The 18,584-nt window shown below is 54.2% G+C and carries 13 protein-coding genes; 7 read left to right on the top strand and 6 right to left on the bottom strand.

Annotated features, from left to right (window positions below; all coding sequences use genetic code 11):
* Positions 1-16: 16 nt before the first annotated feature.
* From bcsA to GWK63_RS04765, 4 genes are all read right to left on the bottom strand, one after another.
* Positions 17-4,543, bottom strand: a complete 4,527-nt coding sequence (gene bcsA, locus GWK63_RS04780) for a UDP-forming cellulose synthase catalytic subunit (protein WP_039999867.1) — start codon at positions 4,541-4,543, stop codon at positions 17-19.
* Positions 4,544-5,223: 680 nt separating this feature from the next.
* Positions 5,224-6,471 carry a glycosyltransferase family 4 protein gene (locus GWK63_RS04775; RefSeq protein ID WP_007399953.1) on the bottom strand — a complete coding sequence of 416 codons (1,248 nt, stop codon included), beginning with the start codon at positions 6,469-6,471 and terminating at the stop codon, positions 5,224-5,226.
* A 42-nt stretch (positions 6,472-6,513) separates the two neighbouring features.
* Positions 6,514-7,809 (bottom strand): capsule biosynthesis protein, encoded by a 1,296-nt coding sequence (locus tag GWK63_RS04770; RefSeq protein ID WP_039999787.1) that lies wholly within the window; start codon positions 7,807-7,809, stop codon positions 6,514-6,516.
* 1 nt (position 7,810) lies between these two features.
* Positions 7,811-9,166, bottom strand: coding sequence for a capsular polysaccharide export protein, LipB/KpsS family (locus tag GWK63_RS04765; protein ID WP_223846634.1), 1,356 nt, complete (start codon positions 9,164-9,166; stop codon positions 7,811-7,813).
* On the opposite strand from GWK63_RS04765, the gene GWK63_RS17200 reads away from it, so the two are divergent.
* The gene (locus GWK63_RS17200) at positions 9,167-9,628 is read left to right on the top strand and encodes a hypothetical protein (RefSeq protein ID WP_223846633.1); all 462 of its coding nucleotides are present in this window, start codon (positions 9,167-9,169) and stop codon (positions 9,626-9,628) included.
* A 113-nt stretch (positions 9,629-9,741) separates the two neighbouring features.
* On the opposite strand, the gene istB is transcribed toward GWK63_RS17200, so the two are convergent.
* Both istB and GWK63_RS04755 read right to left on the bottom strand, forming a co-directional pair.
* Complete coding sequence (gene istB / locus GWK63_RS04760) at positions 9,742-10,587, bottom strand: IS21-like element helper ATPase IstB (RefSeq protein ID WP_007396167.1); 846 nt, start codon at positions 10,585-10,587, stop codon at positions 9,742-9,744.
* A complete protein-coding gene (locus tag GWK63_RS04755) occupies positions 10,584-11,183 on the bottom strand; it encodes a transposase (RefSeq protein WP_166498081.1) in 600 nt (199 codons plus the stop codon). Before GWK63_RS04755 ends, istB begins: the two co-directional genes overlap by 4 nt.
* A gap of 367 nt (positions 11,184-11,550) precedes the next feature.
* Between GWK63_RS04755 and GWK63_RS04750 the strand changes: the two genes are divergently transcribed.
* The 6 genes from GWK63_RS04750 (at position 11,551) to mbnB (ending at position 18,583) form a co-directional block, all read left to right on the top strand.
* Entirely contained in the window at positions 11,551-12,171 is a 621-nt protein-coding gene (locus tag GWK63_RS04750; protein ID WP_112209923.1) for a sterol desaturase family protein, read from the top strand.
* A gap of 966 nt (positions 12,172-13,137) precedes the next feature.
* Positions 13,138-14,307: a site-specific integrase gene (locus GWK63_RS04745; RefSeq protein ID WP_034931190.1), complete on the top strand. Its 1,170-nt coding sequence runs from the start codon at positions 13,138-13,140 to the stop codon at positions 14,305-14,307.
* 358 nt (positions 14,308-14,665) lie between these two features.
* A complete protein-coding gene (locus GWK63_RS04740; protein WP_029329788.1) occupies positions 14,666-15,157 on the top strand; it encodes a DUF2946 family protein in 492 nt (163 codons plus the stop codon).
* A 145-nt stretch (positions 15,158-15,302) separates the two neighbouring features.
* Complete coding sequence (locus GWK63_RS04735; protein ID WP_082770917.1) at positions 15,303-17,483, top strand: TonB-dependent receptor domain-containing protein; 2,181 nt, start codon at positions 15,303-15,305, stop codon at positions 17,481-17,483.
* A 125-nt stretch (positions 17,484-17,608) separates the two neighbouring features.
* The gene (gene mbnA / locus GWK63_RS17460; RefSeq protein ID WP_074448733.1) at positions 17,609-17,707 is read left to right on the top strand and encodes a methanobactin; all 99 of its coding nucleotides are present in this window, start codon (positions 17,609-17,611) and stop codon (positions 17,705-17,707) included.
* A gap of 54 nt (positions 17,708-17,761) precedes the next feature.
* Complete coding sequence (gene mbnB / locus GWK63_RS04725) at positions 17,762-18,583, top strand: methanobactin biosynthesis protein MbnB (RefSeq protein WP_010517450.1); 822 nt, start codon at positions 17,762-17,764, stop codon at positions 18,581-18,583.
* The last annotated feature ends 1 nt before the right edge of the window (position 18,584 follow it).

Here is an 18,584-nt window from a genome sequence, read left to right as displayed (position 1 = left end):
CCTGCAGGGGGAACGGTTACTGTTCCCCGGCCAGTTCCTCATTCTCGATACGCCTGCGCGACAGGCGCCGCAACCAGCCCCATACACCCAGCGCCGTAAGCGCGGCCCCGGCAAGGCCGGTCAGGTAAAGCGCAAGGGGATGATGGCTGAGATACCAGTCCGCCCGCACCCATAGCGGCAGGGACCCCACCGTGTAGGTCGGCGCCGTGCGGTAGCTGGTGAACTGGTTGCCATTCTTGATGACCAGATCCCCCTGCAGCGACGGCAGGTCCGTCTTGTTGCGAAGGCTGAGGACCAGATCGTGAATCCGCTCCGGCGTATCACCGGTGAAGGCCACGACGGAACGCGCATGGTCATAGGGGGACTGGGCCGCCAGCATGAGCCCCGCCTCGACGATCGGGGCATTCAGCCTGGCGGTCACACCGTTCTTCAGCCCCGCGTGGTCACGGTCCTGGAACAGGTACCAGATGCCCTGCAGGCCCATATGTTCGCCAACCTGGATGCGGCCGTCCCGGATGACGTAAGGAGAGCGCGACAGCAGGCTCGTCGCGCTGCCCAGCTGTTCCGCCGTGCCCAGCACCACGATATCGCCCCCGGGCTGCGCGGCGCCCACCTGGTCTGCCGTCATGATCTGCACACCGGCGGCCGGGTACCACGTCGAGGCCCCGAAGAAACCCATCAGGTCCAGAAAGGCGCCCGCCGTCCCGGCATCGACATGGGATGGCAGGACCACCGTCGTTTCGGACAGGTCGGCCATGCGGGAGAAGGGAAATGCCGCCTCGGCGAAATAGGACAGGTTGGGCAGTTCGGCAAAATGGTAGCCGCGGCGGAAATCAAGCGTTGAATCGGAATCCACGCTCATGCGGATGTCACCGGGGGTGCGGCGGCAGGCCCCGCGGTCGATCGGCCGGGCGTCAAAATTGAACAGCAGCTGGTTCTGGCCAAACAGCAGCCAGGTGGGCAGTGCCGTAGTATGTCCCACCGCCCCGGCATGAAGGTTCACCAGCCGCTGCGACCACCGCTGCCATAGCCCCGGCGGCGAAAGCGTATAGCTTTGCAGATAGTTGTTGTTGAGACTGACATCAACGCGGGATGTCTCCAGATCGACCACGGGGCCACCGGGCGCACGGATCCACATGTCCATCAGAAAGGGCCGGCCACGCCAGGTATAGAGATCGGGCGGCAGGTGGAAGGGCAGCGTCATGCCGGCGGGTGTGAAACCGCCGCCCTGCAGGTCGGCGGCCCCGACCAGTTCACCAAAACGCACAAGCCGGTCGGTCGGGACAAAAGCGGGCGCGTCATAGGGCTGGCGCGCCTCCAGCGACACGTCATCAACCACCTTGGCGGCAACCCCGCCCAGTGTATCGGCCGAAAAGACCAGGGAACGCGCGGCCGCTTCCACTTCCTGCGCATTGCGCCCGGTCACGACCAGGATGGTGCCCCAGCGGTCGTTGGGATTGGCGATTTCCGCCAGCATGGGGCCACGTGGCCGGGTGCCCGTCTCGTCAACGGGCAGGTTTTCACCCACCTCCACCGCATTGCCCGATGCCGGGATGGCGGTAAAGACCGGAAAGGACAGCTTGCGGAAATCGGCAATCTTGCCAAACCACGAAGCAACCAGTCCCGCCGCCTTCAGGCTGCTTTTCGAATTCGTATCGGGCAGCACGACCGGTACCCGCAGGGTCGAACGCAGGTTGGGATCGAAAAACGGCGCGGGCAGCCGCGACAGCTTGCGTTCGGGGGCGATGCGGACAGTCGTGAGCGTGATCTGTGACATATCGGAGATACGCGCCCACAGGATCTCGTTGAAGAGATCATTACAGTCACGCCGGTATTCGCCCGCAAAACGGAAATTGAGCTTGTTGTCGCCCGTGAAATACAGCGGGTCGATATCGAATGTCAGCGGCCCGAACTGCGGGTGTTCGGGATCGACCTTGATCGTGCCGATATACTGCTCGTTCAGCGTGACCGTAACCGCGCTGGCTTCCGGCAGCAGGGAGGGCGAAAGGGCGCCGGAAATGGACAGCCGCGCATGCGTGACCACCCTGTTGGCGGGCACGATCACATCCAGCCCCTGCAGGGGGGAATAGCCACGCAGCGTCAGCGGGCCTGACGTGGCCCCCAGATTGCGGAAGGACAGGGTGCGGGTCACTTCCGAATCACTGATCCGGTCCGCCGCCGCCTGATCGATAACCGGAATCATGTCCGGCACGGTCCCGGTATTGCTGTCCCCGAACGGGGTTTCGGCGCTGACGCCCGTCTGGTCCGGCACGGAAGCGGATGCGGCGGGCTGCACCTGCGCCATCGCGACCGGGCTGAGGGCGGCAAGAGCCACCAGAAGGACAGCGGATGCGGCAGCACCATTCCGGGCACTGCGTCGAACAGGTTTCAGCACGAGGCTTTGTTTCTCCAGTTTTGCTTCCACGACAGGCGCCTTGGCCTCTTCGTCATCCGCCACATGGCGTGGGATCTCACGCGCCTGCCATTTAAAAAGGCCACCAATACTCCTGAGCACCATGGCAATGCTGCGCAGGGGGCGATCGGGCTCGAAATCGGCCCAGTTCGCCCAGGCATCATTCCGGCCAAAGACCATGTCCACGATCTGGCTTTCATCTTCCAGATCGCGGCGTTCCCATTGCAGCCGCATGGAACGTTCATCCAGGGCCAGGACCGTTGCGGGCACGGTGGCATGGATCCCGTCCCGCTCGTTTACATATTCCATCATGACCCTGTCGGGCCGTGCGACATCCGCGGGCCAGTGCAGGTCAACCCCCAGTCCACCCAGCGAGATATCGCGGGTATGTCCGGCAAAACTCCGGCCTTCCATGTCGGTTATCCTGACCGGCAGGGCCACGGCAATGCGCGGGGCGGCACGGGTCTGGCGTGTTTCACGCCCGACCGCGATGGAAGCCAGCACGATGATCAGGCTTATGACCACCCACAGCGTATTGAGCGCGAAGGACTGCAGGGCCAGGCGGTCATGGAACTGCCATACAATGCCGAATATGCCCCGCAGGAATGCGGCGAACAGGATGACCGCAAGGATGACGTTGGGATAGACGGCCCCCACGTCAAAATAGCTTTTTTCCAGCAGGCCGCCCTTGTCCGTCACGTTAAAGGTCCCCTTGTGAGGCTGCAGCAGCGTGACGATGGTGATCCTGACCAGGAAAAGGGCAAGCGAGGTTTCGTAGATCTCGCTCCAGAATGAATACCGCCAGCGGCTTTCAATACGCGACAGGGTCAGGATGGAATGGAAGATGTGCGGCAGCGCATAGACACTGATGGCCAGTGGCGAGGCCGCGATGATATTCTGCCCCAGGAACAGGTACGCCAGCGGCGAGACAAGGAAGGTCACGCGCGGAATGGCGAACAGGAAGTGCGACATAGCGGACAGGTAACACAGCCGCTGCTCCCACCGCAGGCCGCGCCCCAGCAGGGGATTGTCCACCCGCATGATCTGCAGCATGCCACGCGCCCAGCGCACGCGCTGGCCGATATGCAGGATCAGCCGTTCGGTCGCAAGCCCGCCGGCCAGCGGTTCACGCAGGTAGGCGGTCCGCCAGCCCCTGCGCTGCATCTTGAGCGCGGTATGCGCGTCTTCCGTCACCGTCTCGGTTGCAAAGCCGCCAATGCCCAGAACAGCGGAGCGGCGGATGACCGCGCAGGAACCGCAGAAGAATGTTGCGTCCCAGAAATCATTGCCATCCTGCACCAGACCATAGAACATGTTCCCTTCGGGGGGGACATGGGCACCCGCTACAAGATTGCGCTGGAACGGGTCGGGCGCATAGAAATGGTGCGGGGTCTGCAGCAGGGCAAGCTTGGGATCGGCGATCATCCAGCCGATGGTTCTTTTCAGGAAGCCGCGCGTGGGCACATGATCGCAGTCGAAGATCACGGCGAACTGGCCATCGGTAATCTTCAGCGCATGATTGAGGTTGCCTGCTTTCGCATGGTTGTTTTGCGAGCGGATGATGTAGCCCGCCCCCGCTTCCAGCGCAAAGTCACGAAAGGCGACCCGGCGCCCGTCATCAAGGATGTAGACGTGAAGCTTGTCCTCTGGCCAGTCAAGCTTCAGCGCGCCCAGCACGGTCGAGCGGACCAGGGACAGTTCCTCGTTATATGATGGAACATATATGTCCACATGTGGCCACGAGGACGTATCCTCGGGCAGGGGATGCTCCTTGCGCCCCAGCGGCCAGGCCATCTGGAAATAGCTCAGGCACAGGGTGGACAGGGCATAGACCTCGGCCAGGAGCAGCAGGATGGACAGGGCGGACTGTATCCACCCATGGAACTCGATCGTCGATGTCAGCCGCCAGACCACGTAACGCATGGACACCAGCAGCGAGAGCATCATGAGGAATATGGTGATGCCGCGCCCCTTGAACCGGTTCAGCACAAGCAGCAGCAGGACCGTCCCGATTGAAATCAGCCCCTGCATGTCCGGCAGCAATGCAACCGAACCCACAAAGCTCATCATGACGACACCGATCACGATCGGCACCCATGAAGGCACCCTGCCGGTAGCCGCCTGCTCCATGAATCTGGTAATTTTATCCACAAACTGCGCCATGCATACCGTCAGATCTGCCTAAAACCCAAGAATGCGATACCCGCCCTGCGTAGAACCACACATCCGCACGAAGAGCAGCGTGCAGCCCCCCCCAGATGCCCGCCGCAAAACGGCACAAGCCGAAATCCCTGCACAAAAACAGGTACCTGATCACCTGACCTGACGTAAAACCATGCGGATCGCCACTTTTCAGTCATATTATTGACTTAATTTTTCATAGAAGCCCAGTTGTTAGTTTTATGGCAAACGATTGTCAAGAAATAAAAAATGGGGATTTAATATATTTTTCACATATCTTAACGCTGCAATACCAGATATATATGATTATATATAAATAAATAAAAAGAAATATTTTTAAGTTATTTAATTTTATGATTTGGTATAAACATATTATATATTTGTAATTACAAGTGAAATTATATATTTATGCGGAATAATATTATTAAATTTTATATTTATAATATTTGTATATTTGTATACGTTTTTAAAATTACAGTATTATTTGCATTATTTTTATTTATAATATGGTATTGATTTTTAAATATTTTCTCTTATCTATTTGTTTTGAGTTCGAAATGATAAACATGTTTCTATGGAATACATGTAATATCAAAATCTATTTTGATAAAAAAACGTGCCGATGCGTTTTACGCAGGTATCAGGCCATTACGTCGATATTTTTCAATGATGGAATCCGCCGCCTGTATTCCCTTGCCGACCTGCTCCGGCCACTGAAACAGATCGGGCGCCCTGAAATCGCTCCCCCCTGATGCGGTAGCAGGGGCCTTTCCCCTGCTGGCATCACGGATTGCACGCATCCACGCAGGCCCATCGGTTGGATCGATATAGGTAACGTCACTTCCGGCAAATTCATGAAAAACCGGAATGTCGCTACATATGACCGGCACACCCAGTACAAGCGCCTCGGCCAGGGGCAGGCCAAACCCTTCACTGAAGGATGGGAACACAAGAGCCGCACAGTCCTGCAGCAGGGCCGCGACTTCCGGATCGGTCAGGCCCTGGCATTCATGAACGCAGCCACGCAATGCCGGACAGCGCTCCAGCATATCAACCACATTTTCATTTTCCCAGCCGCGCTTGCCCACAACAACCAGATGCGGCACCTGCGCGCCCATTTCCTCTGCCATGCTGCGCCAGATATGCAGGAGCAGCAGGTGGTTCTTGCGCGGCTCAATCGTACCCAGACAGACAAAATAGGGGCGCCCCTTCTGCATCAGATCCTTCTGGAACGCACCTTTTTCCGGAACGGTCTCCCCCAGATGCACGCCGTGCGGCACAACCGCCACATGCTCCCTGGCCGGACTGTGCCGCAGATATGGCGCCAGCGATCGGCCAACGGCATGTGACGGCACAATGGCCCCGGCCCCCAGGCGTGCGACCGTCCGCATCCGGACAAGATGCTTTTCCGCTTCCCCCGGTCGACCGTATTCCGGAAATTCCATGGGAATGAGATCATGCACCATGGCAATGAAAAGCGCATTGTAACGAACCAGGAAATTCCCGATGCTGCGCGGGCGCGTCAGGTGATGATGCGACACATTAAGGTACATGGCGGGAGAGGAAACACCCTGCCCCCTGTCCGCCGCCTTCAGCGCCTGCCATATCAGGCGCCGCCCCTGCCAGCGCAGGCCGGAACAGAGTTCGCGCGCGCCGTCCCAGGCACGACCGGTCCGTCCCACAAAATCCCGGGCCTCTTCAAACGGTATCTCGCCAATCCGGCCGACGGGATGAAACGCGACAAAATGCGTCCGGTGCGCCTCATGTTCCAGAAGATGGCGGGCATACTCATATTCGACCCGGTCTATGCCTGTGGGCACAGGCACGCCGGCCCGCGCGATCAGACGTGACAGATCCATGAAGATATGCACCGACATACCGCTGGCATTCCTATTATGTCTTGTGGGCAACGGTATTGCCTACCGCCTTACAACCTGCAGGCGTTCCAGATGGGAGGTAACAAAGCTTGACCCGTCATCCGAACGGGCAGGCGACTGGATGCGCTGCAACGTGCCGCGTACCAGCAGGTCCAGCCCCTGCTCGGAGAAGAAGCCCCCTTCAATCAGGCAACGATCAATCAGTACCCTGCGGAAAGCATTGAATATCTCTTCATCCGGCGGCGGTGGATTGCACCAGAAGTCATTCAGGCTTCCCTGATAGGTAATACCGGGAATATCATAAATCGCCTGCCCCAGCGTAATGATCGGCACGCCGGATGCCAGTGCAAGCGTGCCCGTCGTGCTGTTGATGGTCACGACCCCGCGCGCCGCGCGTACCAGTACGGCAATATCCCCACATTCCAGATAACGGACACGATCCTGAATGCCGTATTTGCGGGCAATGCGCATGACCAGCCTGCGCCAGTCCTTTACGCCATTGTCCAGTGGATGTTCCTTGACCAGCAGGTACAGATCAGCTGGCGCATGCCGTGCAAAGGACTGAAGGACATAGTCAATGGCCCCTTCATTCCCCTTGAATTCGGAATGCAGCCTGATCTGCGCATCCGCATCAAGCTGGAGTGGAAAAAGCATATAGGGCAGCGCCTTTTCCCTGACCTCGGCCATGATGGCATCGGTCCGCACCTGGGCGGCGTCACGGTTCCGGAGGCGTTTGAGCCAGCCAATACCTTCTATCCACGGATGCCAGGGGCGGTAATCATTCCAGTGCCGGAAATACCACCGGGTCAGGATATCCGCCGCATTATAGGCCACGGCCTCCAGTGCCCGCCGACGGAACGAAGAAGGCACGTAGGAATGCGGCCCCAGCGGCGGCAACAGCGCCGCACGGTGTACATACCATTCCGGGTCACGCGGCAGGTGAGAATGCCCGTTCACCCCATCCAGTTCCAGCGTCACCCAGTCAGGCCGGATATAGCCTTCCTCGAATACATAGACCCGCACATGCATTTCATGACAGATGCCGATCGCCACGCGATGCAGGGGGCGGCAGTCACCAAACAGCATGACATCCGTAATGCCGTGCTCACGAATGACCCTGCGCACGAAGTCCGGCCACTGCGCGCTGGACCCGGTAAAGTCCAGCCCGTTGGGCAGGCGCCAGAACAGCTGGTCCCCCCCATTGAAGTTGATCTTGTAAACTTCGTATCCGGTCTTGCGCAGGGCAATGCCGACCCGGCGGAAAAAAGGCCCCATAAGCCCCTGCAACAGAAGAAACCTGCGGGGACCGCCTGCAGGAACCTGCATATCCTGTACCATATTACTTGCTTTGGCTCCTGCTGGCCCATGCGCCCTGACTGATACGATGCAACAACATTACCTTCGTCCTTCCATAGGCCGTCTTGACCTGCATGAGCGGGGTTGGACGCCACAAGGCCGGATCTTCGAAGCGATTGACAAGGATCTCGGCCTCACAAGGTAACCGGGTCAACGGATCAAGGTAACGTGGGTAAAGAATTAAGGCACCGGCGACAAGCTCTTCAATATGCAACATGCGTCCGCGTCTGGACCATGGCACGTCTCCCATATCCGTCGTCAGACCCCAGCCTGCATAAAACGGGCCCCCGTAGGTCACGACCCTGATCCCCCGCAACAGGCCCTCAAACCCCGCAAGCGACGTCAGGGTATGGATTTCGTCAACGCGTTCCATCAGGGCGGTTATCGAACCGCCATAACTGACATGGTCCGCACAGGACAATACGTCCTTATCGTTCAACGCACCAGAGCGGTAGCCTGAAGTCACATCGGGATGCGGGCGGTAAATGATGAAGGCGTCCGGATTATGACGGCGCACCGCCCGCAGCAGTTCCAGATTACCACGAATTCGGCCACCGCCACGCAGCACGGACTGATCATCACTGACCTGACCCGGCACCAGGATGGTACGGCGCCCACCGCTGTCCCACCCGGCAATCCCGGCCTGGTCGGCCCTGCCGTATTTTGTAATGCCTTTATGAACCAGGTAATGACCAAGATGACGGGCACGCTGGCGCAGTTGCGGGTCGAACCGGGCCGTTGCCAGGATATGCTCAAGGTCGCTGGGCCCGGCCGGATCGTAATAGATCCCCCTTTTATCAAGAATAATGGATGCGGGAACCTGCAGGCCACTTCCCAAGCCAACAGATCTTACAAACCCGTCTTCCACCCGCCAGATAGGAATGTTTTCTTTCGCTGCCTTTTCCTCCAGTCCCGGCGGCACACGCGTCGCCCACATCGCGACTGATGCGCCACGCTCCCGGCACAACCGCAGTGCCCGAGCAGCCGAACGGACAAATCGCGGGCTGGTTGGGGGGATCGTCAGAAAATCCGCTATTCTGCCACGCTTCCACCATGACATCCCGACGCATGCCCCGATATGGCGGTTTTCATCAATGATCTTACGCCACAGCGTCAGAATTTCTATAATATTATTGATATCAGTAAAACGTTTATCGAATGGATTAATATAATGCCAGTCTGACAGTAATCCATGCAGAACCGTATCGCCATCAAGCGGGGTCGGTTCCCGATGGTCTGTCCCACCCTGCTGCGGCAGCGCATAACGCCACACAGGCAGGCCGCGCAGGCTGGCCAGCGTCCCTATATCTCCATTGCCCAGTTCATGGACCTGTCCCACATGATCCAGCAGATCATGTGGATCACATGGAGTACAGACGTGGCGGATCCGATGCTGCCTTGCAAATCGGGCAACCCGGCCATGCCGAAAAGGATAAAAGAGCAGGATATCAGTTTTGTCATGCTGCCCAAGCACACGCTGAAGCAACTGTACGAGGGGCTGGGATGTTGTACCCTGCATGCCGGAACAGCAGACAAGAACGGGAAAGGAACGACCGGGATGCCGGGCTGGTGCCCAGAATGTGCCCCCCACCCGCCGGGTTACGATTTCATGGCGCAGCCAGGCAATTTTTTCGTCTGTGCCAACACAAAGGGAACGACCGGATGGAACGGCAAGGCGGACGGGCTTCGTCTCACGAAACGGGGGGCAACGAAACAGGCTATGGCAGGCCAATCCATGTTCCTCTCAACATCTGGGACGTCTCCTAATGCATTTCCGTATCTTTTTCCACAGGCCAGATAGACCTCTGGCAAGGAAAATGGTATTGCCCTGCCCTTGATCAGATCATGCTGTAAATGCTGTTTCAAAATTCCCCACATGTGCTGTCGGAAAATTCCCCAGCACGGATATGGTGATCAGCCATTGAGGTGATCGATAGCTCCATGCTTTGGGGGCCTACCGCGGCGCTTTGGCGCTGCCGGTGGCATCAGATTGGCGTGGGCCCGTGTATGCTCGGGGATCAGATCGGCATGCTGGCGCAGGCGATAGCTGGCACCTTCGATGTGGACGACGACAGCATGGTGAAGTAGCCGGTCGAGCAGCGCGGTGGCGACGACCGGGTCGCCGAAGACCTCGCCCCACTCGGCAAAACCGCGATTGGAGGTCAGGATCATCGCTCCCTTTTCGTAGCGGGCATTGACCAGCTGGAAGAAGAGGTTGGCACCACCTGGCGTGATTGGCAGGTAGCCAATTTCATCGACGATCAGCAGCGAAGCCCGCGTGTAGAAGCGAATTTTCTCGGCCAGACGCCCCTCGCGTTCGGCTCTGGTGAGCGCCTCGAGCAGTTCTGCCAGAGAGCAGCGATAGACGCTGCGTCCGGCCCTGACGGCGGCCACGCCGATGGCTGTGGCCAGATGGGATTTTCCGGTGCCTGGCGGGCCCAGAAAATGCAACACCTCGGCCCGATTGATGAACTCGAGCTGGGCCAGCGCGGTGATGCGATGCCTGTCGAGTGAAGGCTGGAACGAGAAGTCGAAGCTCTCGATAGTTTTGATCGGCATGAGGCGGGCGGTGCGCAGTGCTACGCTGATGCGCCGTCCCTCGCGCAGGTTCAGTTCTTCGGCCAGCAGATCGTCGATGGCCTCGATGGCGCTGATCTCGCCCTTTTCCAGCCTGCCCAGCGTGTGATCAAGCGTTTCGAGGGCGCGTGCCATATGGAGAGCCAGCAGGCTTTGTCGGATGCGTTCGGTGACAGACATCATGCGGTCCCTTTGGCATTGATGTTGGCCAGGCGTTCACCCACCGCGCCGTAGAAAGCCAGAGGACGCTGGAGGATCGGCACCGCCGGTGTCGTCGGCAACATCTCGGCGTGTTGAACCGGTGGGGCCTTGCGGTGGCCTGGCTCGATCCGCTTACGGTTTTTGCCTTCCAGCACGGGATGCCGGGCGATGAGTTTCCCTTCCTCGAAGATCAGGACTTCATGTGTATGGTGCTGGATCTCGACCACGCGACGGCGGGCAGTGTCAGGCACACTGTAATAATTGCCGGCCACCGCCACCATCCCCTCGCGGCTGATCCGCCGCTCGACGCTCAGAACAGCATCGTAGCGCAGGGCAGGCAATGGATGCAGATGGGGCAGTCCGGGATAACTTGCCATCCGCTCCAACAGATAGGTTCGATAAGGTTCTGCTGCGCTGGCCACCGGTTTACGCGGTGCATAGGCTGGAGTCTCCAGCCCATTGGCCAGATACTTCTTCACTGTCTTGCGATCGAGCCCTGTCTGGCGCGCGATGGCGCTGATGCTGAGCCCCTGTCTTTTGAGTTCCTGGATCAAAACGACCTCCCTGAGTCCTATCACCTGCTCGCCCTTCCTTTGGCATCAGCAGGGATAAATGTGCCGCGTGATCGTCATGGGGGCATGCCCCCATGACGATCACGCACAGTCCTCAAACTGGGGAATTTTCAACCAGCACATTTGGGGAGATTACAACCAGCACTCACACATGCTGCGAACAGGAACAGACCGGGGTGTGACAGAAGCATTTGGCTGGCGTTTCGGATAATCGTGTATTAAGAAGCAGTGCGTCTTTCCGGGGCAGAGAGACGAACTGCATGGTAGGTTGTGCCGAAAATTTATGATAGAAAATTTGGCATCTTCACGGAAGCCGCCAATAGTAAAAAAGGCGCAGGACAATTACCACAATTCAACTTCAAGGATGTCTTACATGCGTCGGGTAGGCAGAAATGAAACCGATGATATGCCGATCCGGTTATTCAAAAATCCTGTTTTTGAATGCATGACACTGCTGTCCTTCCCCATATTTCTTGTCGTATGGGGTATGATCCTGTTTATTGCCCTGCTCTATGCATTCAGCCATGCGTCCTCGGTAACGGCTTTCGTGATCTGTTTCCTGATCGGGTGGGTTATCTGGTTTCCGATGGAGTATCTGCTCCACCGTTTCCTCTTCCACCTGAAGGGCACATCGACGTTCGTGAAGTCCATGGTCTTCCTGATTCACGGCAACCACCATGAACAGCCGAATCATCCACTGCGCAATCTCATGCCGTTAAGCGTGTCCCTGCCCCTGGCTGCGGTCATATGGACAGGCTGTGTCTGGTTCATGGGAAAAGGCAATGGTAGCGCTGCTGCCGCAGGTTTCATATGCGGTTATATTGGCTACGACATCATTCATTATTCATGCCATCAGTTCCCCATGAAATCAAAATGGCTAAAGAAACTGAAGGTGCATCACATCAAGCATCATTATAAAGATCATGATGCCAACTATGCCATTACTGGCATATTTATTGATGGTATATTTAAAACAAGTTCAAAACAGAAATAGTAACCATATTTTATAAAAGTCCTGACAGAATATGCCAATATGAAGGCATCAGGGCTTTTGCCATAGATCCTGACCACACGTTCCGCAAAAGAAACTTAGAGACTGTTTGAAAACAAGTCATTGATAAAAAATAATAAAAGTTTTTGGGTGCTGCCTTTTTTCAAAAAGGCGGCGTTTTTCGAAGCTTTTTGAAAAAAGCTTCACCAAAAACTTCTTTATGATTGCTGGATGTTTTCCGGCCTAATTTTTCAAACAGTCTCTTAACAAATTATCCAATGCCAAATCTGGCGCCAGTCTGGAGATGCCACAACAGGTATTGGGAAAGACATATATTTCTGTTCCCGATACAGATGGCAGAAGTGCGCCAAAATGTATCGTCAGCCAGCATACGGTTCCAGAATGCGTGTACTTCCACCCAATTCTTGATGTTTCCTTTGCTTTTCAGAGAGAGAGCAGGCATGCAGCAGTACCGTCTGGGTGGGGTGGACAGTCCGTAAAAACCATTCATCCTATCTGTATCAAACAGGCATAGGCTGCCGCTGGAGCAGGAAACCGGGCAGAGTGGGCACACTCTGATCAGTCTCTACGCCGCATGATTGACCCTTTCTATGTTTCCCATAGTGACTTTCAGACCCGAAAAAAGTCTCCTTTCCGCGTGTTTCCCATGTGTTTCCTACGGTGGAATTCAGGACGCAAAAAAGCCGCCTCTGTGGGCGGCATTTTTTGTTAGATATCAGTATGTTCGGCTTGGTTGCGGGGGCAGGATTTGAACCTGCGGCCTTCAGGTTATGAGTTTGTAGGCAAGAGCTACGCCCTGCCACGAAATTCCCCGACGCATCCCGAAGAACCACTACTATCCTATTATTTTAATTGAATAAGTCGTTCATTTTGGCTCTTCTGTCTACGCTTACTCACGCTGACGTTTCAATCCCATTTGCATCCTATACGCATCCTGTGGAGGCAGCCATGCCCCGGATATCAAAGCGCATAATCGCCACCCTCCAGCCTGCTGAGAAGGACTACATCGTCTGGGACGATCAGGTCGCCGGCTTCGCCCTGCGGGTCTGGCCTTCGGGTCGGATGAGCTACGTGGTTCATTATCGAGCCAATGGCCGGTTCCGACGTTATACGATCGGCCATCATGGTCCCTGGACGGCAGACAAAGCACGCGATGAAGCGATTAAAATCCTCGCTCGTGTGAAAGACGGCAACGACCCAAACACCGAACGCGGCGAAGAGCGGACCTCCCCCACAATCAGTCAGTTCTGCAAGACTTTCATTGAACGGCATGTAAAGACGCATCTGAAATCAACCACACAAGCCGAATATCAACGCGCGATTGACCTGTTCATTATAAAAAAAATTGGCAGCCGGATGGTGGCCACCCTGACCCACTCGGATGTGGTCGCATTCCACCACGCCTATCGCCATATCCCGTATCAGGCGAACCGGACTCTGGGTGTGCTGTCGAAAATGTTCTCTCTGGCAATCCTCTGGGGTGTGCGGACAGACAACGTCAATCCATGCAGGGGCGTGAAACGCTATAAGGAGCAGAAGCGCGAGCGCTACCTCACAACAGAAGAACATCAGCGTCTTGGCAAAGCACTCGACGACGGCCGTTCCGCAATGCCGGAAGCCGTCAACGCGTTCCAACTCCTGCTTTTAACCGGTTGCCGCCTGCGGGAAATCCAACGTCTGAAATGGGAATATGTTTTTCTGGACGAAGGGATAATCAGATTACCTGACAGCAAAAATGGTGCCCGCACGGTTCAGTTGGGCGAGAGTGCGATCGGCTTGCTTGGAGACATCACGCGGGTTGAGGGCAATCCCTATGTCATCACGGGACGGAAAGACGGTGGTCACCTGACCGATCTGGAGAAGCCGTGGCGGCGCATCCGAAAGGAAGCCGGGCTGCATGATGTCCGCATTCACGATCTCCGCCATTCCTTTGCATCCGATGCGCTGGAACTCGGCGAGGATCTGGTCATGATCGGGAAACTGCTGGGTCATCGCGATCTCAAATCGACCGCACGTTATGCTCACCTCAAGAAAGAACCAATCCAGCGTGCAGTCAAAGGGATCGATTTGAAAATTTTTACGGCACTTGTTTCAGGAGGCAGCGAGAGCAACATCTGAACACGTCAATTATGCCCTGCCTCACAGAACTATTTTTAAAAATACCTAAAAATATATTCGGCTTTGTTGCACAATTCACTGATTGGTCGTGCTGAACGCTCTTATGTTTTTTGTTATACGACCGCCTAAGTGATTGAGGTTCCGAGCGTTGTGAAGCGGTTAAAAGTAGCAACGTGGATGTGAACTTCGGCGATCTTCCACGTATTTGCGAAACAAAGCCGCCGCCAAGCCAAAATGGGCTCTTCAAGCATCCTGGTAGGAATGCCTGCCATGTGTGTGCAATATCGGGTTGACAGGCTCGCAACCATAATGGATTTTATAAAAAGTCTACCGTGACAGGAGCATATGTTTTCAAAAGATGGCCCATGCCATACATCCTGCGCCCCGCTCTTCATTGAGCCGCTGGTTTCTGGTCGCGTTCACGCTCATGGGCTTTCTGGGGCAACTCCTGATCCAGAGTCAGGCAATGCCGGGAGAAATGCCTCGTGCTACCATCCTGCGCCTGACAGGCATTGATATCGCTCCACATCTTTATCACACGCCACATAAGCACTCCGTCTGTGCGGATATGCCTGGCATGACAATGGACAATGTGACGCAGGCTGTGTCAGCCGACAATGAGGGCGACCACGACCACATGTCCGGGCATCCTTCTCATCACGATGGAAGCTGTCCGTTATGCCCCCTCCTGCACCTGCCAGTATTCCTGTTCACAGCTCTCGTGATCTTGCTGGCACTGGCGTTTATTCGTTGGCAACGCCACGTCAACATCGTTAACCCCCGTGCTCCACCTGTCATCACACTTGGTGTTCCTTTCTCCTGTGGCCCCCCTGTGTCTGCGGTCTTCTAGCGCCCGCAGGCCGTTTAAGCTGTCATTCATCGACCGTACGCGTTCACTTAACGCATAGTGCGTCGCTGACGTCATAAACTAATGACGAAAAAGACAATGACCGTCCTGCTGGCTGAACGATATTCTCAGCTCAGGATCAGCTTCCATGTCTTCGACACATGTTTGCGCACACACGTTCCATCGCGCGCACTTACTTTCTGCCGCCGCAATTTTTCTTATCCCGTCCTTCGCGGCGCATGCCAATGAACTGCCCGGAAAAGAGCGTGAGAGTGCCGCATCAACCAGGCAGGCGGCGATTAAAAAAACTCCGGAACAGTCATCACGAAACACGTCAAAACAACTCGGCGCTCACGTAAAAACAGGAGCAGCCGTCCCTATATCCAGCAACGCAGCTGAGCGGCTCGTTGTCACAGCCACGCGAACGCCACAGCAGATCCAGGACGTTCCCGCCTCGGTCAGCCTGATAACACGTCAGGACATCCAAATGAGGCAATCTTCCACGATTTCAGATGCCCTCAATCGCTTGCCTGATGTCGATATGGTCGGCACGGCGCGTATGGAAGGTCAGGTTCCCCAAATCCGTGGGTTTGCGGGACGCGAGATCATTTTGATGGTCGATGGCGCACGGCGTAATTGGGATTCCCAAGGGATTGAAGCGCCGCTTTATATCGATCCCGCCTTTATCCAGAGTGTAGAAGTTGTCGCCGGATCAGCGTCCACTCTTTATGGAACAGGTGGTCTCGGCGGAGTTATGTCAATTAAGACTATTGACGCAAAGTCCCTTCTGAAACCGGGTCAAGGCTTGGGCGGAGAAATTGATGGCGGCTATCAAAGCGCCAACGGAAATGGGAAGGGATCAGCAAAAATATACGGAAAATGGGGCAAGTTCGATGCGCTTCTTGCTTATTCTGGGCAAACCTTCAACTCGATACGATTAGGGGGCGGCGAGAGACTTTCACCCAATGACGGGCAAAGCCACAGCGCACTACTTAAACTTGGATATGACATCAATGACCGAATTAGAATAGATTTTGGTCAGCAATTTTATCTTGATGAAAACTATAGATCTTCAGTGCCACAAAAAGGTCCTTCCACTTACCACTGTTCTACCTGCCAAGAGCAAAATGTCCGACAGGACGAGTCAACATTGCACCTCACAACACGTAACGAGCAAGGCGAGGAAGATGGAAGGCTGACCCTTTACAGAACGAAAATGGCCTCAAAGCAGGTGCCGAACAGCATGGACTCTAATGGCGGGTCCACTGTCCTTGAGACCTATGGTTTCGACTTACAAAAATCATACTTTCGTAATTTCGGATTGTTTGGAAGACATAAATTTACTGGAGGCGTAAATTACTACCGCGATTTTTATACGTACACCACATCTGGTTCAAATACACCCAACGCACAACAGCAGGTATATGGGGTTTACGGGCAAGATGAAATAAAATTTCGCCACCATGTCACTCTTTCCCCTAGCTTGCGTTACGATAGATACAATACCTTTCCTGAACACGGGAAAGGTCTCTCAAATAGCTCAAACGGTGCTATTCTTCCAAAAATAACATTATCGTGGCAACCAACACGCGAATGGATGATATATCTCAGTTGGGGGAAAGCTTATAATGCTCCCACCCCAGCGCAAAGCGACATGGATTTGACAGGCAATCAATGGTTCGCAAATTTTGTTTCTAACAAAAATCTAAAACCCGAATCTGCCAAAACATACGAAGGCGGATTTACTTATACAAAGAGCGCACTGTTTAGCGAGCACGATCGTGCGAGCGTCCGCGCTACAGGTTTTTACGAAGACGTAACCAATCTCATTCAAGAAGTTGCTATCGGGCGTTTTAATGGAAAATATGGGAAAAACAGACCCATTTATCAATATCAGAACGTTGGACACGCCACACGTTACGGTATTGAGCTACATAGTAATTACGACATAGGAAACTGGGGGTTTGATCTGAGCTTCAGCCACATAAGAGTCACAAACGCTCGGACCGGTGCTGGGTTGTACTCGCCTCCAGATAAAGTTGCCGCTGATATGCGTTACCGTTTTCCGAACATCGGACTGACTTTAATGTACAGCCTCATGGCCGTAGACGCTCAGAACTACGATGCAACTATTATTCGTCGGCGTCCCGGCTATATGGTGCACGACATACTCGCAACCTGGGCACCTCCTCGCAAGCCTTGGCGAATTAATTTTGCTGTTACCAACTTATTCGACAAGGAATACAGTATGTATAAAATGGCTTCCACAAACGTTGATTTTCCTGAAGTAGGTCGCAGCTTTCGCTTTGATCTATCATATAGATTTTGACAATCGCCAGGAGGTTATTCTGAAATAAATCAAATTATTACACGTAATTCCATTGATTTATTTCCTGTTTTTATGTATAATTAGACGCCGCATAGAATGTCTATTGTGGTTACTGGAGGTATGAAATGGCTATTACTATAACTATACTTAAAACCAAACAAATTTCTGTACCTGTCCGGGCCGGACTGCAGTGTGGTTCGGGTGTCTGCGGTTATAACGCTTAAAACAATACAGAGACTGGCGCCTTTCCGCGCCAGTCTCGCCCTAGGAGGTATACGATGTGTAACGGTTCTATTGGCATAAATTTCACTGGCGGCCAATCTTACTCATCTATTATGTCCCTTATTGACGAGGGACATATAGATTACGTCGAACTCCTGATCGACAATTTTTTACATCTCAATCCAACAGAAATTGCAAAGAAATTTCCTTGCCCTGTCGCATTCCATATTATGCAATCCCGTTTTTTGGAGCGAGGTGAGGAAGAATTAAAGTATATATCAAGCAGAATAACGCAAATGTCTGAGGCGTTTCAGCCACTTTATATTTCCGATCATATCGCACTTTTCGAGCATAACGGAACTAATTTTTATCAACTCGCCGAAATAAATTATGCAATAGGGTCAATATATTTTGATAAAATTCGGCGATGGCAGGATATGCTTGGTCATACTCTATATTTAGAGAATTATCCTTCACTGCTCGACGGTTCTTATGAAGCTCCAACTTTCTTCGAGCATATATCAAAGAAAACTGAATGTAATGTGTTGTTTGATATATCCAATGCTGTTTGTGCCTCTAGGAATACGGGCGCAGACATAGACGACTGGAAGAATGTAATATCGAAAACGCTACACTATCATGTTGCAGGATACACTCCAGCACCAAGCGATAATAATATTTTAATTGATTCACATTCGGAGCAGATTTCATCAGAAACGGAGATCTTCATAGATCGTTATGCTGATCTGTTTTTTCGTGAAAATACTACAATTACTTACGAACGAGACGGAAATTTTGATTACGACCTTATAGTGGAAGATTTAAACAGCCTTCGCTTGAAATCGAAAAACCAGAGTGTATACAATGAACAATCATAGA

The sequence above is a fragment of the Komagataeibacter rhaeticus genome (assembly GCF_011611525.1).
Lineage (GTDB): Bacteria > Pseudomonadota > Alphaproteobacteria > Acetobacterales > Acetobacteraceae > Komagataeibacter > Komagataeibacter rhaeticus.
Note: the sequence above shows the minus strand (reverse complement) of the source record. Positions and strands in the feature narration are given on the sequence as shown.